At 64.9% G+C, this 21,325-nt stretch carries 21 protein-coding genes; 6 read left to right on the top strand and 15 right to left on the bottom strand.

The genetic code is table 11. The annotated features are described in order from the left end of the window. A partial coding sequence (locus ACF8C6_RS12240; protein ID WP_392499546.1) for a helix-turn-helix domain-containing protein occupies positions 1 to 569 on the bottom strand: 569 nt, incomplete at its 3' end. Positions 570 to 809: 240 nt separating this feature from the next. Between ACF8C6_RS12240 and ACF8C6_RS12235 the strand changes: the two genes are divergently transcribed. The 3 genes from ACF8C6_RS12235 to ACF8C6_RS12225 all read left to right on the top strand — a co-directional run bounded on the left by ACF8C6_RS12235 (position 810) and on the right by ACF8C6_RS12225 (position 2,956). Continuing rightward, the gene (locus tag ACF8C6_RS12235; protein ID WP_392499545.1) at positions 810 to 1,970 is read left to right on the top strand and encodes a CynX/NimT family MFS transporter; all 1,161 of its coding nucleotides are present in this window, start codon (positions 810 to 812) and stop codon (positions 1,968 to 1,970) included. Between the two features lie 212 nt (positions 1,971 to 2,182). Next, on the top strand, positions 2,183 to 2,611 hold the full coding sequence (locus tag ACF8C6_RS12230) for a hypothetical protein (protein WP_277690706.1): 429 nt from the start codon (positions 2,183 to 2,185) through the stop codon (positions 2,609 to 2,611). 12 nt (positions 2,612 to 2,623) lie between these two features. Then, positions 2,624 to 2,956, top strand: coding sequence for a YnfA family protein (locus tag ACF8C6_RS12225; protein ID WP_392499544.1), 333 nt, complete (start codon positions 2,624 to 2,626; stop codon positions 2,954 to 2,956). Here ACF8C6_RS12225 and ACF8C6_RS12220 read toward each other — a convergent pair. The 5 genes from ACF8C6_RS12220 to ACF8C6_RS12200 all read right to left on the bottom strand — a co-directional run bounded on the left by ACF8C6_RS12220 (position 2,953) and on the right by ACF8C6_RS12200 (position 10,858). After that, positions 2,953 to 3,183 carry a YheU family protein gene (locus tag ACF8C6_RS12220; protein WP_277690703.1) on the bottom strand — a complete coding sequence of 77 codons (231 nt, stop codon included), beginning with the start codon at positions 3,181 to 3,183 and terminating at the stop codon, positions 2,953 to 2,955. The genes ACF8C6_RS12225 and ACF8C6_RS12220 overlap by 4 nt on opposite strands. Before the next feature lie 27 nt (positions 3,184 to 3,210). Further along, on the bottom strand, positions 3,211 to 5,964 hold the full coding sequence (locus ACF8C6_RS12215; RefSeq protein WP_392499543.1) for a 7TM-DISM domain-containing protein: 2,754 nt from the start codon (positions 5,962 to 5,964) through the stop codon (positions 3,211 to 3,213). A gap of 92 nt (positions 5,965 to 6,056) precedes the next feature. Further along, complete coding sequence (locus tag ACF8C6_RS12210; protein ID WP_392499542.1) at positions 6,057 to 7,253, bottom strand: osmoprotectant NAGGN system M42 family peptidase; 1,197 nt, start codon at positions 7,251 to 7,253, stop codon at positions 6,057 to 6,059. 51 nt (positions 7,254 to 7,304) lie between these two features. Beyond that, positions 7,305 to 9,041 (bottom strand): N-acetylglutaminylglutamine synthetase, encoded by a 1,737-nt coding sequence (gene ngg / locus ACF8C6_RS12205; protein WP_392499541.1) that lies wholly within the window; start codon positions 9,039 to 9,041, stop codon positions 7,305 to 7,307. 47 nt (positions 9,042 to 9,088) lie between these two features. Beyond that, positions 9,089 to 10,858 (bottom strand): N-acetylglutaminylglutamine amidotransferase, encoded by a 1,770-nt coding sequence (locus tag ACF8C6_RS12200; RefSeq protein ID WP_392499540.1) that lies wholly within the window; start codon positions 10,856 to 10,858, stop codon positions 9,089 to 9,091. Positions 10,859 to 11,037: 179 nt separating this feature from the next. Between ACF8C6_RS12200 and ACF8C6_RS12195 the strand changes: the two genes are divergently transcribed. Then, positions 11,038 to 11,436, top strand: a complete 399-nt coding sequence (locus tag ACF8C6_RS12195) for a MarR family winged helix-turn-helix transcriptional regulator (protein WP_392499539.1) — start codon at positions 11,038 to 11,040, stop codon at positions 11,434 to 11,436. Here the strand turns inward: ACF8C6_RS12195 and ACF8C6_RS12190 are convergent. The 6 genes from ACF8C6_RS12190 to mnmC form a co-directional block, all read right to left on the bottom strand. Beyond that, positions 11,433 to 12,125, bottom strand: coding sequence for an MBL fold metallo-hydrolase (locus ACF8C6_RS12190; RefSeq protein ID WP_392499538.1), 693 nt, complete (start codon positions 12,123 to 12,125; stop codon positions 11,433 to 11,435). The genes ACF8C6_RS12195 and ACF8C6_RS12190 overlap by 4 nt on opposite strands. A 2-nt stretch (positions 12,126 to 12,127) precedes the next feature. Next, the gene (locus ACF8C6_RS12185) at positions 12,128 to 12,883 is read right to left on the bottom strand and encodes a sulfite exporter TauE/SafE family protein (RefSeq protein ID WP_392499537.1); all 756 of its coding nucleotides are present in this window, start codon (positions 12,881 to 12,883) and stop codon (positions 12,128 to 12,130) included. Beyond that, the gene (locus ACF8C6_RS12180) at positions 12,883 to 13,425 is read right to left on the bottom strand and encodes a rhodanese-like domain-containing protein (protein ID WP_392499536.1); all 543 of its coding nucleotides are present in this window, start codon (positions 13,423 to 13,425) and stop codon (positions 12,883 to 12,885) included. Before ACF8C6_RS12180 ends, ACF8C6_RS12185 begins: the two co-directional genes overlap by 1 nt. A gap of 28 nt (positions 13,426 to 13,453) precedes the next feature. After that, on the bottom strand, positions 13,454 to 13,720 hold the full coding sequence (locus ACF8C6_RS12175) for a metal-sensing transcriptional repressor (RefSeq protein WP_392499535.1): 267 nt from the start codon (positions 13,718 to 13,720) through the stop codon (positions 13,454 to 13,456). Between the two features lies 1 nt (position 13,721). Next, positions 13,722 to 14,267, bottom strand: a complete 546-nt coding sequence (locus ACF8C6_RS12170; protein ID WP_392499534.1) for a DUF3365 domain-containing protein — start codon at positions 14,265 to 14,267, stop codon at positions 13,722 to 13,724. A gap of 84 nt (positions 14,268 to 14,351) precedes the next feature. After that, positions 14,352 to 16,301: a bifunctional tRNA (5-methylaminomethyl-2-thiouridine)(34)-methyltransferase MnmD/FAD-dependent 5-carboxymethylaminomethyl-2-thiouridine(34) oxidoreductase MnmC gene (mnmC, locus tag ACF8C6_RS12165; protein ID WP_392499533.1), complete on the bottom strand. Its 1,950-nt coding sequence runs from the start codon at positions 16,299 to 16,301 to the stop codon at positions 14,352 to 14,354. An 87-nt stretch (positions 16,302 to 16,388) separates the two neighbouring features. On the opposite strand from mnmC, the gene pap reads away from it, so the two are divergent. Then, complete coding sequence (gene pap / locus ACF8C6_RS12160) at positions 16,389 to 17,876, top strand: polyphosphate:AMP phosphotransferase (RefSeq protein ID WP_392499532.1); 1,488 nt, start codon at positions 16,389 to 16,391, stop codon at positions 17,874 to 17,876. A gap of 10 nt (positions 17,877 to 17,886) precedes the next feature. On the opposite strand, the gene ACF8C6_RS12155 is transcribed toward pap, so the two are convergent. Continuing rightward, a complete protein-coding gene (locus ACF8C6_RS12155; protein ID WP_392499531.1) occupies positions 17,887 to 18,096 on the bottom strand; it encodes a DUF6316 family protein in 210 nt (69 codons plus the stop codon). 214 nt (positions 18,097 to 18,310) lie between these two features. Between ACF8C6_RS12155 and ACF8C6_RS12150 the strand changes: the two genes are divergently transcribed. Next, a complete protein-coding gene (locus ACF8C6_RS12150) occupies positions 18,311 to 19,273 on the top strand; it encodes a DMT family transporter (protein WP_392499530.1) in 963 nt (320 codons plus the stop codon). On the opposite strand, the gene ACF8C6_RS12145 is transcribed toward ACF8C6_RS12150, so the two are convergent. Further along, positions 19,270 to 19,890: an NAD(P)H-dependent oxidoreductase gene (locus tag ACF8C6_RS12145; RefSeq protein WP_392499529.1), complete on the bottom strand. Its 621-nt coding sequence runs from the start codon at positions 19,888 to 19,890 to the stop codon at positions 19,270 to 19,272. The genes ACF8C6_RS12150 and ACF8C6_RS12145 overlap by 4 nt on opposite strands. Then, positions 19,883 to 21,277: a class II fumarate hydratase gene (locus ACF8C6_RS12140; RefSeq protein ID WP_392499528.1), complete on the bottom strand. Its 1,395-nt coding sequence runs from the start codon at positions 21,275 to 21,277 to the stop codon at positions 19,883 to 19,885. The genes ACF8C6_RS12145 and ACF8C6_RS12140 overlap by 8 nt, the downstream gene beginning before the upstream one ends. Positions 21,278 to 21,325 lie beyond the last annotated feature (48 nt).

The following is a 21,325-nucleotide window of genomic DNA, read 5'->3' as shown; positions in this document are numbered from 1 at the left end:
CGAATGGACTCGCGGCTACGCCCCTCGCCGATCCAGAGAACCCGCCGAGTCTCGGCATCCAATACCACGCTGGCATAGCGATGCCCCTTGTAGAGGGCGAACTCATCCATCACCAGGCGCTTGGGTTGCGGTGCAGAGAGTGCCGTCAGCTTTGCTTCAAGGGCTCGTCGCTCAAGCAAGCGCACGGTGCCCCAGTGCAAACCAAACATCTCGGCCACGTGCCGGGTAGGCAGTCGTGCACAGCAAAGTGCCACGGCGTCGGCCAGACGCTGCGTCAGTCGGGCGTGGCGCTGCAACCAGCTGATCCACTCCATGCGCTGACCGCAACGGAAACAGGACAGCCGCCGCAATCGAACCTGCAAAACAACCGGGCGTCCCAGTATCGGTAGAACGCGGATTCGCCGTGTGCAGTATTCGTGGATTGATGAACAGGGTTGCTGGCAACTGCCGCAGCGGGGTAGATGTAGCGGGTTGGGCTCTAGCTCGATCTGCAGGGGGGCGGCATCAGCATTGATGGAGACAATAGAAAAACCCTCCCAAAACGGAGGGAAAGAAGTAGCATTTGGCATCAGAACGGCGGTGCTGGTTTAGAGGTTTGGTCGCACAAACATCTTCAACCAGATCGCCGTTCTTTTTTGGGGTTACCCCGGTATTCCGTGAAGAACCATTTTTTTGCCTTGGTTCTAGGGTATGTGGCCATCCAGATGGCTGCTGAAAACTGTCTAGTTGGTTAGATTTTTCGGCTGAAATCTTGTGCGGTTCGTGGTGTGAGGGGTAGGGTGATTGCCCGTCGTGACCACGGAGTCTTCGTGAAGCCCTTTTCTCCTGCCCTGTTGATGCTGGCGCTGGTCCTGGCGGCCATCAATCTGCGCCCCGGCATCACCTCCTTTGCGCCGTTGATCGAACGCATCGCCAATGAACTGTCCCTCAGCCGCAGTCTGGTCAGCCTGACCACTGCCCTGCCGGTGCTGTGCATGGGGCTGCTCGCGCCACTGGCGCCGCGCCTGGCACTGCGCTTTGGCCTGGAGCGGACCATTGCCGCCTGCCTGGCGCTGATTGCGCTGTCCCTGCTGGCCCGTCTGGGTGGGCATGTTTCCGTGGTGTTGATCGGCAGTGCCGTGCTGTTGGGCGCGGGCATTGCCATTGCCGGCCCGCTGTTGTCCGGCTTTATCAAGCGTCATTTTCGCGAGCGGGTGGGCAAGGTGGTGGGCTGGTATTCCTTCAGCATGGCCATTGGCGGCGCCAGTGGCGCGGTGCTGACCGCGCCGCTAACCCATGGCCTGGGCGGTGACTGGAGCCTGGGCTTGGCTGCCTGGTGCGTACCGGCCCTGCTGGCGTTCGTGCTCTGGCTGCGGGTGCCGAGCCAGCCGGAGAGCGCCAATGCCGGGGAGCAGCAGGGCTTACCCTGGCGCGTGCCGCGTGCCTGGCTGGTCACCGGCTTCTTCGCCATCCAGGCTGGTTTTTTCTACACCCTGGCCACCTGGCTGGTGGCGCGTTACCACGAGGCCGGGCTCAGTATGCTGCACAGCAATGCACTGTTCAGCCTGTTCATGCTGGTAGGCCTGCCCAGCGCCTGGCTGCTGCCCTGGCTGGCACAGCGCTTCGGCATTCGCCAACCCTTGCTGGTAGCGTGCAGCCTCAGCCTGACGCTGAGCCTGTGCATGATCACCTTCGCCCCCAACTGGCTGCCCGAGGTATGGGCCGTGTTGATGGGCTTCGCCCTGAGTGGTTCGTTTGCCTTGTCCCTGGTCTTGCCGCTGTACGAGGTGCAGTCGCCGCTGGCGGTCAGCCGCTGGACGGCGATGATGCTGTTTGCCGGCTACAGCCTGGGCTGCCTGGCGCCGATCCTGACGGGATTGGGGCGTGATCTGGCAGGTAACTACCAGGTACCTTTCATGGCGCTGACCGGCATGGGCGTGCTGATGAGCGTGCTGGCCTGGGCGCTGCGCCCGCCGAAACAGCCGACTTAGAACCTGTTCACGATCTCGCGAGCTGGAGATAAACGGCGGCGAAAACCGGCCGAGGGCGCGGAGTTTACGAGTGGTAAATGAGCAGCCCGAGGCTGTTTTCAACGCCGTTTAGCCGACGCGCAGCAGATCGTGAACAGGTTCTTAGGGACTGGTTCCTTTGCAGCGGGCTACCCCTGTGTTAGAAGGCAGCCTGCACTTTCTGGAGTACCCGCGTGGAGTCCGAATCCATCGTCTATGGCTGCATCCGCGACTGGCCGTCTGCCGACCGCGAGCAGTGCCTGTTGCGCCGCGCCAGCAACCAGCGCGTCCTGGCGCAGCTGCCTCAGGGCGAGGCCTGGCCCTTTCTCGGGCGCGAGATGTTTTCCTTCTGTAATGGTGAGGGCGAGGGCCTGTACCAGACCCAGGTGATCCACTTCGGCGCCAGCTACCAGGCCATCGAATACGAGTGGAGCCTGTGGGTGAAGGCGTTCGAGACACTGCTCAAGCGCCTGTACTGGGCCAACGCGGTGGTACACCTGGAAACCGAGCTGAACGGCATGCACACTTTCCGCTGGGAATCCGAGAGCGGTTTTCATACTCCGCAGGAAAGCGATCTGCGGGTGCGTTGCGTGTGGGAGCGCGAGGGCAGCCTGCGCGGCTGAGTGGGGAGAGCAATGCTCAACTACCTGTGGTTTTTTCTCGCTGCGCTGTTCGAGATCGCCGGCTGCTATGCCTTCTGGATGTGGCTGCGTCTGGGCAAGAGTGCCTGGTGGATTGCACCGGCTCTGCTCAGCCTGACCGTATTCGCCCTGCTGCTGACCCGCATCGAGGCGACCTATGCCGGGCGCGCCTATGCCGCCTACGGCGGGGTTTACATCGTGGCTTCGCTGTTCTGGCTGGGGCTGATAGAGCGTACCCGGCCGCTGCTGTCGGACTGGTTGGGCGCGGCGCTGTGCCTGATTGGCGCCTCAATCATTCTGTTTGGCCCGCGCTGCACCAGTCACTAGTCTTCCAGCCACTCCCGCGGCACTTCCTCGCGTAGCGCCAGCTGGCATTGCTGGCTGTCCGGGTCGAAGACGATCACGGCCTGGCCTTTTTCCAGCGCCTGGCGCGCCCGCTCCACGCGGGTGGCCAGTGGCGTGTCGTCGCCGTTGTCGGTGCCTTCGCGGGTGACGAAGTCTTCCAGCAGGCGGGTCAGGGTTTCGGCTTCGAGCATCTGGTGGGGGATCAGCATGGTGGCTCCTGTTGGCGGCTGGGCATGCTAATCGGTTGCATGGGCTTCGGCGAGCAGGTAGTGGTCGAGCAGGGCGAACAGCTGCTGGCTATCCAGGGGTTTGCCGAGGAAATCGTTCATGCCGGCTTGCAGGCTCTGCTGTCGGTGTTCATCGAGGATATGGGCGGTCAGGGCGATGATCGGCACCGCCGGCAGCTGCTTGTTGTATTCCAGGCGACGGATCTGTCGGGTGGCCTCCAGACCGTCCAGTTCGGGCATCTCGTAATCCATCAGGATCAGCTGGATGGCGCTCGGGTTGCGCCGGTACTCGTCGACCACCGACTGGCCGTCGCCAACCAGGCGGACCTGGTAGCCGCGGCTCTTGAGCAGCCCCTGCACCACTTGCTGGTTCACCCGATTGTCCTCGGCCACCAGGATGCAGGGCACCTTGCCCACCCGTTGAGGTGCAGGCTCCAGGCGGCACAGGGTTGCGCTGGGCTGCTCGCGATACAGCTTCAGCAGCGTTTCCCGCAGGGCTACCAGGGACAGCGGCAGCGGCAGGCCGAGCAGCTTGAGCTGATGGTGGTGCGGATATGCCTGGCGTTCACCTGCCGAACTGAGCAGCAGCACGCGCTGACCCTGTTGCAGGTAGGGCCTCAGATTGTCCAGCCAGTGGCTGCCAATACCGGGCCAGGGCTCCATCAACACCAGCAGGGGCGGTGACGTGAACTCCTCTAGGTCGGCGCGCAGGCGTTCGGGGTCGCGACAGCGCTGAGTGCGCATGCCCCAGCGTCTGAATAGAGGGTCGAGGCAATCCAGGCCCTGGCTGTCCATGGAGCAGAGGAGGGCGGTACGGTTGGCGAGCAGCTTAGCCAACTCCTCGTCCCCGGAGTTAACCGGGTGTAGCGGAATGTCGAAAGCAAAGCGTGTGCCCTGACCTGGGGTGCTCTGCAGTTCGATGCCACCGCCCATCATTTCCACCAGCTCCTTGCAGATGGCCAGCCCCAAGCCGCTGCCGCCAAAGCGTCGGGTGGTGCTGGAGTCGCCTTGGGAGAAGGATTTGAACAGCTGGCCGCGGGTGCTTTCACTGATGCCAATGCCGGTGTCGGTGACCGCGAAGACCAGGTGGTATTGCCCCGTGCTGTTGCTGCGTCGGCTTACCGTCAGGGTGACGCTGCCCTGCTCGGTGAATTTCACGGCGTTGCCCAACAGGTTCATCAGTACCTGCTTGAGGCGGGTCGGGTCGCCGCTGATGCGCTGTGGCACACCGCCTTCCAGGCTGATATAGAGACGCAGGCGCTTGTCCAGGGCCTGGGCGGTGAACAGCATCAGGGTGTCTGACAGCAGTTGCTCCAGGTCGAACTCAATGTCTTCCAGGCTCAGCTTGCCGGACTCGATGCGGGCGTAATCGAGGATGTCGTTGATCACCGCCATCAGGCTCTGCCCGGAGCTGTTGATAGTGTCCAGGTAGACGCGTTGGTGGTTGTCCAGGGGGGTGTTGCGTAGCAGTTGCAGCATGCCCAGCACGCCATTGAGCGGGGTGCGGATCTCGTGGCTCATCTTGGCCAGGAAGCGGCTTTTGGCCTGGTTCTCCATCTCGGCGCGGGTGGCCGCTTCGCGGGAGTGGAAGCCTTCTTCCTTGAGTTGGTTGATGCGGTCGGCCAGGCCCAGGGACAGGGTCAGCAGCTCGATCACCACGCCTATCTTGACGACTGCCGAGCTGTAGACGCCGAAGATTTCCGTCCCCAGGGATGCACTGGTGATCATGACGAAGGACACCAGCAGCACGCTCCAGGCCAGCACATAGTAGGAGCCGTGACGCAGGCCCTGGCTCCAGGCATAGATGCCGGCCAGCAACAGAATCAGCGATACCACCAGCACGGTCAGGCTGGAAAGCGTGCTCCACACTGCGAAGCCCAGTAGTGGCAGCGCTACCAGACAGCCCAAAACGCCAAGCATCAGCAAGCGCATGCCCAGGTCCAGGCGGGGGAAGTGCTGGGGCAGGTTGAGGAAGTGGCGGCTGAACTGCACGGAGGTGAGGCCGTGGAGGAACATGATGATGTAGATGCTCACCGCCTGCAGGGCGACCTGGTCGGGCAGCATCTTGAACAGCAGGCCGTCGATGCTGAGCCCTAGCAGGCCGATGTTGACGATGTAGACCAGATACCAGAAATAGCCGCGCTCGCGCAGGGCCATGAACAGAAACAGGTTGTACACGAACATGGCGAACAGCACGCCGTAGTACGCGCCGTTGAGCCCCATCAGGATTTCCTGGTCGGCGGCGCTGGCGGCATAGGTGCTGAATACCAGGGGGACGAACAAGGTGCTGGTGCTTTGCACCCGCAGGTACAGCGTGTTGTCGCCGGAGGGGAGTTCGAGGGGAAACCAGAAGTGGCGGACATTGACCGGGCGTTGGTCGAAGGGCAGAAGATCGCCGCCATGTTGGTGCTGTAGCTCGCCTGTCGAGGTGTGAAGGTAGAGGTCGAGTTGATCGAGCAGGGCGTAGTTGGCTTCCAGGTAGCCGCCCAGGGCGTGTTGCCGGCTGTTGCGCAGGGGCACCTTGATCCACCAGGTGGATGCATTCTTGCCCAGGTTGATGTTGACACTGGTGATGGATCTGAAGGCGTTGTCAGGCAGACGCTGTACGTCGGCAACCCCCAGGCTGCCGTCGCGATCCTCGTAGTAACCCAGATAGGGCGCCAGCGACAGGCGAATATTGTCACTATCCAGCGGGGCCGGGGACATTCCCCACAGCGGCCCGCCCAAGCAGAGCAGCAGCATAGCCAGAAACAAACGAGGCATTGGCCGACCTTCAGGGCTTCTAATAATTATTGCCCGCACTATTACGCAGATGTCGACTTGCCATCAAGGGGCTTGCCGGTCAGCCGGCAGATTCAGTCGCCTGCCGGTGGCCGGGTACCCAGCACGCTCTCGATGCTCGGCACCTGGGTGTCGCTACCCAGTTGCGTGTCGTGCTCGATCTGGTGACTGAAGCGCTCCAGCGAGTGCTCCTGGGCCGGCTGCGCGTCGCTGGCAAACACTGGCGGGCTGAGCAGATAGGCCCCAAGCAGGCGGCTCAAGGCGGCCAGGCTGTCGATATGGGTGCGCTCGTAGCCGTGGGTGGCGTCGCAGCCGAACGCCAGCAGGGCGGTGCGGATATCGTGACCGGCGGTGACTGCCGATTGCGCATCGCTGTGGTAGTAGCGGAACAAATCGCGGCGCACCGGGATGTCCTGCTCGGCGGCGAGCTTCAGCAGATGGCGCGACAGATGGTAGTCGTAGGGCCCGCCGGAGTCCTGCATGGCCACGCTCACCGCATGCTCGCTGGATTGCTGGCCAGGTGCGGCCGGGGCGATGTCGATGCCGACGAACTCGCTGACATCCCAGGGCAGCGCGGCGGCGGCGCCGGAACCAACTTCCTCGGTGATGGTGAACAGTGGGTGGCAGTCGATGGCCGGCTCCAGGCCACTTTCCACCACACCCTTGAGCGCGGTGAGCAGGGCGGCCGCGCCAGCCTTGTCGTCCAGATGGCGCGAGCTGATGTAGCCGCTTTCGGTGAACTCCGGCAGCGGGTCGAAGGCGATGAAGTCACCGACCTCGACGCCCAGCTCGATGGTCTGCGCGCGGCTTTCGGTGACGGCGTCAAGGCGCAGTTCGATATGGTCCCAGCTGACCGGCAGCTGATCCACGGCGGTATTGAAGGCATGACCGGAGGCCAGCAGCGGCAGCACGCTGCCCCGCAGCACGCCCTTGTCGGTGAACAGGCTGACCCGGCTGCCCTCGGCGAAGCGGCTCGACCAGCAGCCGACCGGCGCCAGGCTCAGGCGACCATTGTCCTGGATGCCGCGCACGCTGGCGCCAATGGTGTCGAGGTGCGCCGACACCGCACGGTCCGGGCTGTAGCGCTTGCCCTTGAGCGTGGCGCGGATGGTGCCGCGGCGGGTCAGTTCATAGGGGATGCCCAGCTCGTTCAGGCGTTCGGCAACATAGCGCACGATGGTGTCGGTAAAACCGGTCGGGCTGGGGATGGCCAGCATTTCCAGCAGCACCTGGCGCAGGTAGGCAAGATCGGGTTCGGGCAGTTGCGACATGGCAGCTCCTCAAGGATGCAGTCCCGCTCCCGGCCGGGAGCGGGGGAGTATTCAGGGGTGCAGGCGGCTGAGCGGGAACAGCAGGTCGACGAAGCGTTCGGCGGTCGGCTGCGGCTCGTGGTTGGCCAGGCCGACCCGTTCGTTGGCCTCGATCAGCACGTACTCGGGCTGATCGGCTGCCGGCACCAGCAGGTCCAGGCCGACTACCGGGATTTCCAGAGCGCGTGCCGCTTGCACCGCGGCCTCGGCCAGTGTTGGGTGGAGAATGGCCGTGACATCTTCCAGGGTGCCGCCAGTGTGCAGGTTGGCGGTCTTGCGTACGGCCAGGCGCTGCCCGGCTTCCAGCACGCTGGAGTAGTCGTAGCCGGCGTCGTGCAGGGTGCGCTGGGTTTCGGCATCCAGCGGGATGCGACTCTCGCCACCCGTGGCGGCCTGGCGGCGGCGACTCTGGGTCTCGATCAGCGCGCCGATGCTGTGCACGCCATCGCCGACCACGGTGGCCGGATGGCGAATGGCGGCGGCAACCACTTCATAGCCGATCACCACGATGCGCAGATCGAAGCCTGGGTGATAGCTTTCCAGCAGCACGCGACTGTCGAACTGGCGGGCGCGGGAGATGGCTTCTTCCAGCTCCTCGTGACCGCGCAGGTCGACCGCAACGCCCTGGCCCTGTTCGCCATCCACCGGCTTGACCACCACGCTGCCGTGTTCGGCGAGGAAGGCGGCATTGCTCTCGGTATCACCCGCCAGGCGCTGGGCTGGCTGGCTCAGGCCGGCGCGGGCAAAGGCGCGGTGAGTCAGGCGCTTGTCCTGGCACAGGGTCATGCTCACGGCGCTGGTCAGGTCCGACAGCGATTCGCGGCAGCGAATGCGCCGCCCGCCCTGGCTGAGGGTGAACAGGCCGGCTTCGGCGTCGGTCACCTGCACCTCGATGCCGCGGCGCTGGGCCTCGTCAACGATGATCTTCGCGTAAGGGTTGAGCTCCGCCTCCGGGCCCGGGCCGAGGAACAGTGCCTGGTTGATGCCGTTGCGGCGCTTGATGGCAAAGGTCTGCAGGTCGCGAAAGCCCAGCTTGGCGTACAGCGCCTTGGCCTGCAGGTTGTCGTGCAGCACCGACAGGTCGAGATAGCTCAGGCCGCGGCTCATGCAGTGCTCGATCAAGTGGCGCACCAGCGCCTCGCCCACGCCCGGGCGCTGGCAGTCCGGGGCCACGGCCAGGCACCACAGGCTGCTGCCGCCTTCCGGGTCGGCGAAGGCTTTGAGGTGGTTGAGGCCCATCACCGTGCCGATGATCTGACCGCTGCTTTCATCCTCGGCCAACCAGTAGCTGGGGCCGCCTTCCTCGCGCGGGGTGAGGTGCTCGACGTCGACCGGCAGCATGCCGCGCTGCAGGTACAGGCAATTGACGGCGTCCCAGTCGGCCTCGCTCTGCACCCGGCGGATATAGAAGCCGCGAAAGCTGCGGCGTGCCGGGCGGTAGTCGGTGAACCACAGGCGCAGGGTGTCCGAGGGGTCGAGGAACAGTTGCTGCGGCGCCTGGGCCAGCACCTGTTGTGGCGCGGCCACGTAAAGCGCGATATCACGCTCGCCGGGGCGCTCGTTGAGCAGCTCGGCGGCCAGGGCGGCGGCATCCGGGTAGGTCTGACCGATCAGCAGGCGGCCCCAGCCGCAGTGGATATGCTGCGGCTGGCCCTGTTCGGTTCCGTCCTTGGCCAGGTGAGCCTGCAGACGCTGATAAGACGGCGGTTGACCACGCAGCAGGCGTTGGTTATAGGCAGTGGCACGCATGGTGTTGCTCCTTGGTCGTTGTCTTGCGGTCCAGGGCTGATACAGCCCTAGAGTCCGTGTTCGCTGAGCCAGAGATTGAGCGCGGCCAACTGCCACAACTTGGAGCCGCGCAGGGGCGTGAGCTGGCCACGTGGATCGCTGAGCAGGCGGTCGAGCATGGCCGGCTCGAACAGGCCGCGATCCTGGCTGGGGTCGAGCAGCAGGTCGCGTACCCAGCCCAGGGTGGCGCCTTCCAGGTGCTTGAGGCCGGGCACCGGGAAATAGCCTTTGGGGCGGTCGATCACCTCGTGGGGGATGACCTGGCGTGCGGCTTCCTTGAGCACCTGCTTGCCGCCATCGGGCAGCTTGAAGCGTGCCGGGATGCGTGCCGACAGCTCCACCAGGCGATAGTCGAGGAACGGCACGCGGGCCTCCAGGCCCCAGGCCATGGTCATGTTGTCGACCCGCTTGACCGGGTCATCGACCAGCATGATGGTGCTGTCCAGACGCAGGGCCTTGTCCACCGGCGCGGCGGCGCCCGGCATGGCGAAGTGCTCGCGGACGAACTCGCCGGCCCAGTCCTCGCCCTGCCACTTGCGCTGCAGGGTTTCCAGCAGCTCGGCGTGGTCGCGGTCGAAGAACGCCTTGCGGTAGGCGGCGAAGGCATCCTGGGCACCGTCCACCTGCGGGTACCAGTGGTAACCGGCGAACAGCTCATCGGCACCCTGGCCGCTCTGCACCACCTTGCAGTGCTTGGACACTTCCCGCGACAGCAGGTAGAAGGCGATGCAGTCGTGGCTGACCATCGGCTCGCTCATGGCGCGGAAGGCCTCGGGCAGGCGTTCGATGATCTCGTGCTCGCCGATGCGCAGCTGATGGTGGCGGGTGCCGTAGTGGTTGGCGATCAGATCGGAGTAGTGGAACTCGTCGCCGCGCTCGCCGCCGGCATCCTCGAAGCCGATGGAGAAGGTCGAGAGGTTGTCGACCCCGGCTTCGCGCAGTAGGCCGACCAGCAGGCTGGAGTCCACCCCGCCGGAGAGCAGCACGCCGACATCCACGGCGGCGCGCTGACGAATGCTCACCGCCTCGCGCAGGCCGTCGAGCACCAGATCGCGCCAGTCGTTCAGCTCGTACGGCACCTCGTCGCGCTGCGGGCCGAACTGCAGTTGCCACCAGCAATGCTGTTCGCGGCTGCCGTCGGCCTCGACGCGCAGCCAGGTGGCCGGCGGCAGTTTTTCCACGCCACTAAGCAGGGTACGCGGCGCCGGTACCACGGCATGGAAGTTCAGGTAGTGGTTGAGCGCCACGGGGTCCAGGCTGGTGTCGATGCCGCCGCCCTGCAGCAGGGCCGGCAGGGTCGAGGCGAAACGCAGGCGGTTGCCATCCTGGTTCATGTACAGCGGCTTGATGCCAAGGCGGTCGCGGGCCATGAACAGGCGCTCGCGGTCGCGCTCCCAGATGGCGAAGGCGAACATGCCGTTGAGTTTCGGCAGCAGGTTCTCGCCCCAGGCGTGGTAGCCCTTGAGCAGCACCTCGGTATCGCCGTTTGAGTGGAACTGATAGCCCAGGGCCTGCAGCTCGGCGCGCAGCTCGGGATAGTTGTAGATGGCGCCGTTGAACACCAGGGTCAAGCCCAGCTGGTGATCGATCATGGGCTGGCCTGAGGCAGGCTCCAGATCCATGATCTTCAGGCGGCGGTGGCCGAAGGCCATCTGCCCGCTGCTGTGGAAGCCACAGGCGTCAGGGCCGCGAGGGGCCAGGTGATGAGTGATTTTCTCGATAGCGGCCAGGTCGGCCGGGCGTTGGTCGAAGCGTATTTCTCCAGCGATTCCGCACATATATCCTTACCGGTTTTGCCGTTGGGGAGGTGTCCGTCCGATGACGAATCCTTTTACACCAAAACAAAATAATGCTTTGATGTCAAAGTTTTATTTCCGATAAGGATGGCTATGTGACAGAAAAAATAATTCCTACTGAATGCGATTTGTCAGCCTTCGAGCCAGCCCTGTTTCGTGCCATGCGCCGTTTGCAGCAGGCGGGTGAGGTACATGCCAAGCGCCTGGGACGCTTCGGCGGGCTGACCCCCATGCAACTGATGATTCTGCGTGTGCTCGATGCCGAAGGGCGCTTGACCGCGAGCGCACTGAGCGGGCGTGTCAGCCTGAGCGCGGCGACGCTTTCCGGCATGCTGGAGCGTCTGGAAGAGCGCGGCCTGCTACAGCGTCAGCGTGATGATCAGGATCGCCGTCGGCAGTGGCTGTCGACCAGCGAAGTTGGCCGCAGCCTGCTGGCCGAGGCGCCGCCCTTGCTGCCGCCGGCCTTGCGCACGGCCTTCGGCGCACTGCCGGAGTGGGAGCGGCACAGCCTGACCGCTGCCTTGCTGCGCGTGGCAGAAATGTGTGGAGAGAGCGACTAGCCCAAGCCGCAGCCGCGATTGGCCGGCACGGCGACGTCCATCAGCTTGGGATTGGGCAGCTTGAGATTGCCCATCAACTCGACATAGGCCTCGACATCGGCCACCTGCAGGCGCGGATTGTGCGCGGCCTCTTCTGCGATGCTGGAGCAGGTCCAGCCGCGATAGTCGTGGCCAGGCCAGACCTCGGTGTCACCCGGCAGGGCCAGCAGGCGCTGCAGGCTGGCCCACTGAGCGCGGGCACTGCCATTCTGGAAATCGGTGCGGCCGCTGCCGCGGATCAGCAGGGTGTCGCCGGTGAACAGTTTGCCCGGCTGCTGCGCCATGGCGGGCAGCAGGAAGCAATACGAATCATCGGTATGGCCCGGTGTGTGCCAGGCGATCAGTGCCTTACCGCCGAAGACCAGGTGTTCGCCCTCGGCGAAGGTGAAACTGGCACAGACACTGCCGCTCTGGGCGCCAAAACCGCTGCGGCAGCCGGTGGCGTCACGCAGCCCGCCGAGTGCGGTGATGTGGTCGGCATGGGTGTGGGTATCGATAGCCAACACCAGGCGCAGTTCCAGTTCCCGGAGCAGGCGCAGGTAATTGTCGAGATGTTCCTTCACCGGGTCGATCAGAACGGCCTCGCCGGCATCGGCCAGCAGGTAGGTGTAGGTCGAGCTGTTGCTATCGAACAGTTGGCGGAAAAGCATGATCAGACTCCTGCGGAAATTTTCTGCACGGCCAGAGACAGACTGACCGCGACCAGCATCAGGGCAAACAGGCGCTGCAGGATTTGCCCGCCCAGGCGTTGGGCCAGGGCATTGCCGCCCAGCACGCCACCGGCGCCGCCCAGGGTCAGCCCGGCCAGCAGCGCCAGGGACGGATTGGCGCCACTGAGGTAGAGGGCGAAGCCGCCACCCGACACCAGGGCAATCACCGCCAGTGATGTGGCGCTGGCGGCCAGCATGCTCAGAGGGGTGAAGGCGAGCAGTGCGGGCACCACCATGAAGCCGCCGCCGACCCCCATCAGACCGGAGAACACGCCGACCGCCAGGCCGATCAGCACGAGTGGGATGCTGCGTAGCGGACCGCTACCGCTGCGTACCTGGCATGAGCTGCGCCACATGCGCCAGGCGCTCCACAAGACCAGTGCGCAGAAGCCGAGAATCAACAGTAGCTCGGGTATCTGTCGACCTAGCCATTGACCCACGGCATTGCCGGGCAGGCCAGCGACGGCCAGCAGCAGCGCAGGGCGCCAGGCCACCTGGCCGAGGCGGGCGCGCGGTACGGCACCGATCAGTGCGGTCAGCGCCACGGCGCCCAGGCTGACACCGATGGCGTCGCGCAGTGGCAGGTGCAGGCTGAGCAACAGGGGCAGAGCCACCAGCGAGCCGCCGGAGCCGGTCAGGCCGAGTAGCAGGCCCAGTATGGCGCCGATGCCCAGGGCCTCCAGCAGCAGAAGATCCATCAGCGATTCCAGGGCATTCGGGCGAGCAGCAGGGCCATGGCGCAGGTGTTGCTGAGGCCGGCGAAAGTCAGCCCGGCGCCGACAAACCCGGCCAGCCCGTACCAGCCGGGATGCAGCCAGGTGCCCAGGATCACGCCGAGCAACACCAGGCTGCCGGCGGTGATCTGTACCTGGCGCTGGATGCTGATGACGTTGCTGGCCGCCTGCTCGATGGGCAGGCCGCAACCTACGCAGGCCTCGGTGCCGCCTTCGATCACCTGTACGCCGGGCAGCAGGCTCTGCAATTGCTCGGCTGCGCGTCGTGCGCGCTGGCCGCTCTGGCAGATCAGGTACAGCTCATCGCCGTTTTGCAGACCTTCCTGACGCAGTTGCCGGACCAGTTCGGCCGGCTGCATCTGGTCTAGCGGCACATTGCGCGCGCCGGCCACGTGCTGGGCGCGGAATTCGGCCGGGCTGCGCACGTCGATAAGAAAGCGCACATGCCCCAGCTGGCGGGCGCTGGCGAAGCGCGGGGCGTCGATCAGGCAGATGGTGTCGGTCATTTCAGGGTACTCCCTGGGGGTATAGGGTTCAGGTGTATTTGGTGAAGATGGCACGTACGCGTGCCAGCGTTTCGGCGTCGTCACGCGTGGGGTCGAGCACGGTTTCCTCGAGCAGGCACGCGAGCATTTCCTGGTAAGCCTTATCCAGCGCCTTGCGCGCAGCAGCGAATTGCTGGGCGATGGCCTCGCACTCCTCGCCGCGGCGGATCATCGCCTGGATGCCGCGGATCTGACCCTCGACACGGGCCAGGCGCTTGAGCATGGCGTCCTGTTGCTGGGTGCTGGGGGTAGTCATCTCAGGGCTCCAGAGGACGGCGCAGGGTGAAGGCACCGCGCAGTTCGCCGGCGGCGAAGCCGCGGGCCTGATCCTGCGGGTAATGGCGGTCGAGCAACTGCACCAGCTCGGGTTTGATCGCACTGCCGTGACAGGCCAGGCAGGGCTCGCCGGTGGCGATGGCGCGCATGTAGCGGAACTCACCGTCCACCACTTCGGCACGGTTCAGGCTGGCGACAGCCTCGCCAGCCTGGCTGCGGCGCTGGAAGTCCTCCAGCACGGCCTGCTCCCAGGCGTCCGGGCGGTTATCCGGATTGCGCAGGCGCAGCGCGGTACGCCCCACTTGCCAGGGCGCGACGCTGTGCTGCTGGGCGATGCCGGGCGCCAGCTGGCGACAGGCTTCGACGGCCTGGGTCGGGCCGCCTGCGGCGACCGCGGTCTGTACGCTGGCCAGCAGCTGTTGCTGGAACGGCGGGATGAGGGCTTCGGCCTCGCTGCGCAGTTGCGCCAGATCGGTGGCCTGGGCGAGCAGTGGGGCACAGCAGAGCAGGGTGGTGAACAGGCGCATCGACATACTCCCTATCTATATACAGGGGGGAGTATATGTTCGAAGGTAGAAAAGACAACCGTCACTCGTCGTGTCAGCCTGCGGTCATTGGCCGCGGATCAGTTTGCGCAGCAGGAAACGATTGGGATGGCAGGCCTCGGCTACCGCGCGCGAGACGGGCAGGGGTTCATTATTCAGCCAGGCCGCCAGCAGTTCGGCGCTGAGTGGTGCGCTGATCAGCCCACGGGAGCCGTGGCCGCTGTTGACGTACAGGCCCTCCCGCCAGGGGCAGGGGGCATCCGGCAGCTGGCGGGCGTCCTTGCCGAGCACGGCGTAGGCGCTGGCGAATGCGCCGGGGTCGGCCAGCGGGCCGACGATGGGCAGGTAATCCGGGCTGGTGCAGCGAAAGGCTGCCCGGCCCTGCAGTTGAGCTGGCTCGAGCGAGTCGGCGTGCAGACGGTGGCTGAGATCCGTGGAGATTTCCCGCAGCAAGTCGAGATTGCCCGCGTGTTCGGCGGCGGTTGGTGTGCAGTCCTGGCTGTGAAAGTCGAAGCTGGCGCCCAGGGTGTGCTCGCCCTGGCGTGCTGGCGCCACATAGCCCTCGGCGCACACCACGCAGTTCAGCGCGGCACTGGCGGTGGTCTGCGGCAGGCGGGTGATCTGTCCGCGAATCCGCTTGAGTGGCAGTTCGGCGGCGAAGCGTTGCACCTCGGCGGCCCCGGCCAGCACCGCCACTGGCGCCTCGGCCAGCAGGCGTGCGCCATCCAGCGCCTGCCAGCGGCCAGCGACTCGGCGCAGGTCAAGCGCTTCACTATGCGTCAGCAGGCGCACCCCCGGATGCTCGGCCAGTAGGTGGCACAAGGCCGGTGGATGTACCCAGCCGGCTTCGGGGTAGAACAGCCCGCCGGCCGGCAGTTCGACCCCGGCGATCGCCTCGGCCTGCTTCTGTCCCAGCATCTGCAGCAGAGCGGGCGGAAAGGCCTCGGCCAGTTTGCTCTGGCGCTCAAACTCTTTGGCATCGAAGGCCAGCTGCAGCACACCGCAGGCCGACCAGGCATCTGGCTGCAAACGCTGCAACAGGCGACGGGTATGGCCGAAGCCGGCCAGCACCAGTTGCGACAGCGCAGTGCCGTGAGCCGACAGCTTCAGGTAGAGCACGCCTTGCGGGTTGCCTGAGGCCTCCTGGGCAATATCGGCGTGACGCTCGATCAACGTCACCTGCCAACCACGTGCAGCCAGGCTCGCCGCGGTGGCACACCCCGCCAGGCCGGCGCCAATCACCAGCGCCTCGCGCTTGTCTGCCTGGTGGGGGCGGGCATACCAGGGCTTTTCAGGGGTGGCTGCGGCACCTGCGTAATGACCGCAGAGGAACTCCCATTTCTTGCCGTGGCCGGGTCGCTTGCGCATGGTGAAGCCAGCGGCGATCAGGCCGCGGCGCACATCACCCATGCTGGTGAAGGTGGCCAGGCTGGCGCCAGGCGCCGAGAGCCGGGCCAGTTGGGCGAAGATGTCGGCCGTCCACATCTGCGGATTCTTCGCCGGGGCGAAGCCGTCGAGGAACCAGGCGTCGACCTGGGCATCCAGCTGCGGCAGCAGGTCGTGGGCGTCCCCGATCAACAGGGTCAGCACCACCCGGCCGCCGGCCAGCAGCAGGCGCTGAAAGCCAGGGTGGATGGCCACGTACTGCGTCAGCAGCGGTTCGCTCCAGGGCGCCAGTTCCGGCCACAGCGCCAGGGCGCGGCGCAGGTCGTGGTTGCTCAGGGGGTACTTCTCGACACTGACGAAGTGCAGCTGCGCGTCGGCAGGCGCCAATTGCTCGAATAGCTGCCAGGCGCAGAGGAAATTGGTGCCGGTGCCGAAACCGGTTTCGCCGATGATCAGGCGCCCACCGGCCGGCAGGGCGGCAAAACGCGGTGCGAGGTCGTTGCCATCGAGAAAAACGTGGCGAGTCTCGCCCAGTCCGTCTTCGCGGGAGAAATACACATCGCCGAACTGGCGTGACAGCGGTATGCCTTGTTCATCCCAGTCAAGCTGGGCGGTATGGGAGTCGGACATCGGGGCACCTTGCAGACAGGCGCGCATTGTAGCCCCTAAGCGCCGGCCAATCCGCTAGGCTGAGCGGATCGAGACAGGGAGACCGCTATGTTCGAGTCCGCCGAGTTGGGACATGCAATTGACGAGGAAACCTACGCGCGCGAAGTGCCGGCGTTGCGTGAGGGCTTGCTGGAGGCGCAGTACGAGCTGAAGCAGCAGGGGCGCTTTCCGGTGATCATCCTGATCAACGGAATCGAGGGTGCGGGCAAGGGTGAGACGGTCAAGCTGCTCAATGAGTGGATGGATCCGCGCCTGATTCAGGTCAACACCTTCGATGTGCAGACCGACGAAGAGCTCGCCCGGCCGCCGGCCTGGCGCTACTGGCGGCAGCTACCGCCCAAGGGGCGGATCGGCATCTTCTTCGGGAACTGGTACAGCCAGATGCTGCAGGGCAGGGTGCACGGGCATTTCAAGGATGCCGTACTGGATCAGGCCATCGACAACGCCTTGGCGCTGGAACAAATGCTCTGCGACGAGGGCGCGCTGATCTTCAAATTCTGGTTCCACCTGTCCAAGAAACAGATGAAGGTACGGCTCAAAACGCTGCAGGACGACCCGCAGCATGCCTGGCGCATCAGCCCGTTGGACTGGCTGCAGTCGAAGACTTACGACAAGTTCGTGCGCCACGGCGAACGGGTGCTGCGCCGTACCAGCCGCGACTTTGCGCCCTGGTATGTGGTCGAGGGCAGTGACGAGAACTATCGCAGCCTGATGGTCGGGCGCATTCTGCTCGATGGCCTGCAGGCTGCGCTCAAGGCCAAGACCCGGCGTATTCCGCAGCCGCACGTGGCGCCGATGATCGCCAGCCTGGACAACCGTGGCCTGTTGGACAGTCTCGACCTCAGCCAGGCGCTGGAAAAGGATGAGTACAAGGACATGCTGGCCGTGGAACAGGCGCGGCTGGCCATGCTGATGCGCGACAAGCGCATGCGCCGGCATGCCCTGGTGGCCGTGTTCGAAGGCAATGACGCGGCTGGCAAGGGCGGAGCGATCCGTCGGGTGGCAGCGGCTCTGGATCCGCGGCAATACCGCATCGTGCCGGTTGCGGCGCCAACCGAGGAGGAGCGCGACCAGCCCTACCTGTGGCGTTTCTGGCGACACATTCCCGCACGTGGCAAGTTCACCGTGTTCGACCGTTCCTGGTACGGGCGGGTCTTGGTGGAGCGGGTCGAGGGCTTCTGTGAACCCGCCGATTGGCTACGCGCCTACGGCGAAATCAACGATTTTGAAGAGCAGCTGGTTGGTGCTGGCGTGGTGCTGGTGAAGTTCTGGCTGGCTATCGACCAGGATGAGCAGTTCAAGCGCTTCAAGGAGCGCGAGGCCATTCCCTTCAAGCGTTTCAAGATCACCGAAGAGGACTGGCGCAACCGTGACAAGTGGGATGACTACCGAGCAGCAGTGGGGGACATGGTCAACCGCACCAGCACGTCGATCGCGCCCTGGACGCTGGTCGAGGCCAACGACAAGCGTTTTGCCCGCGTGAAGGTGCTGCGCACCATCAATGATGCACTGGAAAAGGCCTTCGCCGAGGATTGAAAGCCTCGTGCTAGAAGGCGCGGCTCTCGATGATGTCGTTGGCCTGCTTCATGCGGCGTATGTAGAAAGCGATTTCCCGCTCGGCATCGACGCGGGTGAAGTAAGGGCCTTCCAGAGTGCCCTCGCGTGTGGAGAAGAAATACTGACCGTTGACTGCGCTGACCCGCTCGCTCCGATAGTGGGTGCCGGGCGCGGCATCCATTGTGCGTTGACCAAACATGGCAAAACCTCCTGCCGCAGGATGTACTTGGTTGGAGTGTAGTGCTCGGTCCAGAGCGGACTGGGAGTGGGCGACGGGTGGTTGTTTTTTGATCGATTGTTGGCGTGTCGGCAGCACAGTTTCTGCCTGTCCGAGTGGTCAACTGTGGCTGTGAGGCCTGCCGTCGCAACCCTACAATGCCGTTCTTGCCCGCTCTGCCTGTTTCGAGGCCATCATGCACATCTCCTCCGGCCGCTGGCTCTCTGGCCTGCTGCTCGCCCTGACCACTGCGTTGCTCTGGGGCATCCTGCCAATCAAGCTCAAAGAAGTGCTGCAGGTGATGGACCCGATTACCGTCACCTGGTACCGCCTGCTGGTGGCCGGCTCGATCCTGTTCGTCTGGCTGGCTGCCCGCCGCCGTTTGCCGCGCTTCGCGCCTTTGGGACGGCGCGGCCTGGGTTTGCTGGCGCTGGCCATCGGCGGCCTGGTGGCCAACTACGTGCTCTACCTGATCGGCCTCAATCTGCTTAGCCCAGGCACCACGCAGCTGGTGATCCAGATGGCTCCCATTCTTTTTCTGCTCGCCAGCCTGCTGGTGTTTCGTGAGTCGTTCAGCCTGGGCCAGGGCATCGGCATGTGTGTGCTGTTGCTGGGCTTCGGCTTGTTCTTCAATCAGCGCCTGGACGAGCTGCTGACCTCGCTGACCACCTACACCACCGGCGTGCTGATCGTGCTGGCGGCGGCCTTTGTCTGGGTGTTCTACGGCCTGGCGCAGAAGCAGCTGCTGACCCAGTGGAGTTCGCCGCAGATCATGCTGGTGATCTACCTGGCCTGCGCCCTGATCCTCACGCCCTGGGCGCACCCGCTGCAGGCTCTGCAGCTGTCGCCGCTGCAGGGATGGCTGTTGCTGGCCTGCTGCTTGAATACGCTGGTCGCCTATGGCGCCTTTGCCGAGGCCCTGGCGCATTGGGAAGCTTCGCGTGTCAGTGCAACCCTGGCGGTGACGCCTTTGGTGACCTTTTCCGCCGTGGCCCTGGCGGCTTCCCTCTGGCCTGAGCATGTGCTGCCCGAGCAGATCAATGCATTGGGCTATGGCGGCGCCTTGCTGGTGGTGCTGGGGTCCGCGCTCGTTGCCCTGGGACCTTCGATCGTGGCCGGCGTACGCGCACGCAGGGCGCGCCGCCTGGCACTGCTCTAAGCCTTAACGCCCAGATTCTCGGCACGGCGCAGCCAGCTCTGGCGTTGTTCCTCGGAGGAGGGGCGCACCGGGGCGAATTCGACCAGGCGGCGGGTCTTGATCCCGCAAAAGCCGAGTGTGGTGCGCACCATCTGCCGGTGCGCCGGCGCGCCGTAGATCCAGCGGAAATACCAGGGCGGCGTATCCAGGGTCACCAGCAGGTCGGCGGTGCGCCCAACCAGCAGTTTGTCCCACAGCTGTGAGCGATTGCGGTATTTGAAGGCGAAGCCGGGCAGGAAGGTGCGGTCGAAAAAGCCTTTGAGCAAGGCCGGCACGCCGCCCCACCAGACCGGGTAGACGAACACCAGGTGCTCGGCCCAGTGGATGTAGCGCTGGGCTTCCAGAAGATCGGCCTCCAGTGCCTGGTTCTGGCCAAAACCCTCGCGCAGGATGGGATCGAACTGCAGGTCGGCCAGCCTGAGCTGGCGAACCACGTGACCCTTGCTGCGCGCACCGTTGGTGTAGGCCTCGGCGATGGCGTGACAGAAGCTGTCGCTCTTTGGGGTGCCGAGAATCATCAGGATGCGCTTGCCGTCGCCTTCCAGAGGTGTGGCGCCGCTCTTAATCGTTTCAACCATGTTGTCCGGACTCCAGCATGTTTTCTGGGCGAACCCAGGCGTCGAATTCATCGTTGCTCAGATAGCCCAACTCCAGCGCCGCCTCGCGTAGGCTGAGGTTCTCGGCGTAGGCCTTCTTGGCGATTCTGGCAGCCTTGTCGTAACCGATATGTGGATTGAGCGCCGTTACCAGCATCAGGCCGCGCTCCAGATGTGCGGCCATCTGCTGGGCATCCGCTTGCATGCCTTCGATGCAGTGTTCAGCAAAGTTACGGCAGCCATCGGCCAGCAGGCGGATCGACTGCAGCAGGTTGTGGATGATGACCGGCTTGAACACGTTGAGCTGCAGGTGGCCCTGGCTGGCGGCAAAGGCGATGGTGGCGTCGTTGCCCAGCACCTGGCAGGCGAGCATGGACAGCGCTTCGCACTGGGTCGGGTTGACCTTGCCGGGCATGATCGAACTGCCGGGTTCGTTGGCCGGCAGTTTCACCTCGGCAAAACCGGCGCGCGGGCCGGAGCCCAGCAGGCGCAGGTCGTTGGCGATCTTCATCAGCGCCACGGCCAGGGTCTTCAGCGCGCCGGACAGTGCAGTCAGCGGCTCATGGCCGGCCAAGGCTGCGAACTTGTTGGGTGCGGAAACGAAGGGCAGGCCGGCCTGCGCGGCCAGTTCCGCGGCCATGGCATCGGCGAATCCCTTGGGAGCGTTGAGGCCGGTGCCGACGGCGGTGCCCCCCTGAGCCAGTTCGTAGACGGCCGGCAGGGCGGCACGGATGGCCTGTTCGGCATAGCCCAGCTGGGCGACAAAGGCCGACAGTTCCTGGCCGAAGGTGACGGGGGTGGCGTCCATCAGGTGGGTGCGTCCGGTCTTGACCAGGCCCATGTTCCGCTTGGCCTGTTCGCTCAGGGCGCTGGAAAGCTGGCTGATCGCCGGTAGCAGCTGCTGTTGCACAGCCTGTGCCGTGGCGATGTGCATGGCCGTGGGGAAGCTGTCGTTGGAGCTCTGCGCCCGGTTGACATGGTCATTGGGGTGCACCGGGCTCTTGCCGCCGCGGCCCTGGCCGGCCAGCTCGTTGGCGCGCCCGGCGATCACCTCGTTGACGTTCATGTTGCTTTGCGTGCCGCTGCCGGTCTGCCAGACCACCAGGGGGAACTGCTCGTCGTGTTGTCCTGCGAGTATTTCGTCGGCGGCCTGTTCGATCAGGCGAGCGATGTCCGGCGGCAGGTTGCCGATGCGTGCGTTGACCCGTGCCGCAGCCTTCTTGATCAGCGCCAGGGCGTGCACCACGGCCAGGGGCATGCGTTGCTCGCCGATGGCGAAGTTGATCAGCGAGCGCTGGGTCTGTGCACCCCAATACGCTTCTGTGGGGACTTCGATGGCGCCAATGCTGTCGGTTTCGGTACGGCTCATGGCAACTCTCCGGGTCGTTTCCGGCAGTTTAGGCCGCGCGTGCGCAGC

The organism is Pseudomonas sp. zbq_18, assembly GCF_043102245.1.
Classification (GTDB): Bacteria; Pseudomonadota; Gammaproteobacteria; order Pseudomonadales; family Pseudomonadaceae; genus Aquipseudomonas.
Note: the sequence above shows the minus strand (reverse complement) of the source record. Positions and strands in the feature narration are given on the sequence as shown.

Coding starts and splice junctions, on each gene's coding strand:
- ACF8C6_RS12225 (WP_392499544.1), top strand. CDS start 2,624: ATGCTCAACTACCTGTGGTTTTTTCTCGCTGCGCTGTTCGAGATCGCC.
- ACF8C6_RS12220 (WP_277690703.1), bottom strand. CDS start 3,183: ATGCTGATCCCCCACCAGATGCTCGAAGCCGAAACCCTGACCCGCCTG.
- ACF8C6_RS12215 (WP_392499543.1), bottom strand. CDS start 5,964: ATGCCTCGTTTGTTTCTGGCTATGCTGCTGCTCTGCTTGGGCGGGCCG.
- ACF8C6_RS12210 (WP_392499542.1), bottom strand. CDS start 7,253: ATGTCGCAACTGCCCGAACCCGATCTTGCCTACCTGCGCCAGGTGCTG.
- ngg (WP_392499541.1), bottom strand. CDS start 9,041: ATGCGTGCCACTGCCTATAACCAACGCCTGCTGCGTGGTCAACCGCCG.
- ACF8C6_RS12200 (WP_392499540.1), bottom strand. CDS start 10,858: ATGTGCGGAATCGCTGGAGAAATACGCTTCGACCAACGCCCGGCCGAC.
- ACF8C6_RS12195 (WP_392499539.1), top strand. CDS start 11,038: ATGCGCCGTTTGCAGCAGGCGGGTGAGGTACATGCCAAGCGCCTGGGA.
- ACF8C6_RS12190 (WP_392499538.1), bottom strand. CDS start 12,125: ATGCTTTTCCGCCAACTGTTCGATAGCAACAGCTCGACCTACACCTAC.
- ACF8C6_RS12185 (WP_392499537.1), bottom strand. CDS start 12,883: ATGGATCTTCTGCTGCTGGAGGCCCTGGGCATCGGCGCCATACTGGGC.
- ACF8C6_RS12180 (WP_392499536.1), bottom strand. CDS start 13,425: ATGACCGACACCATCTGCCTGATCGACGCCCCGCGCTTCGCCAGCGCC.
- ACF8C6_RS12175 (WP_392499535.1), bottom strand. CDS start 13,720: ATGACTACCCCCAGCACCCAGCAACAGGACGCCATGCTCAAGCGCCTG.
- ACF8C6_RS12170 (WP_392499534.1), bottom strand. CDS start 14,267: ATGCGCCTGTTCACCACCCTGCTCTGCTGTGCCCCACTGCTCGCCCAG.
- mnmC (WP_392499533.1), bottom strand. CDS start 16,301: ATGTCCGACTCCCATACCGCCCAGCTTGACTGGGATGAACAAGGCATA.
- pap (WP_392499532.1), top strand. CDS start 16,389: ATGTTCGAGTCCGCCGAGTTGGGACATGCAATTGACGAGGAAACCTAC.
- ACF8C6_RS12155 (WP_392499531.1), bottom strand. CDS start 18,096: ATGTTTGGTCAACGCACAATGGATGCCGCGCCCGGCACCCACTATCGG.
- ACF8C6_RS12150 (WP_392499530.1), top strand. CDS start 18,311: ATGCACATCTCCTCCGGCCGCTGGCTCTCTGGCCTGCTGCTCGCCCTG.
- ACF8C6_RS12145 (WP_392499529.1), bottom strand. CDS start 19,890: ATGGTTGAAACGATTAAGAGCGGCGCCACACCTCTGGAAGGCGACGGC.
- ACF8C6_RS12140 (WP_392499528.1), bottom strand. CDS start 21,277: ATGAGCCGTACCGAAACCGACAGCATTGGCGCCATCGAAGTCCCCACA.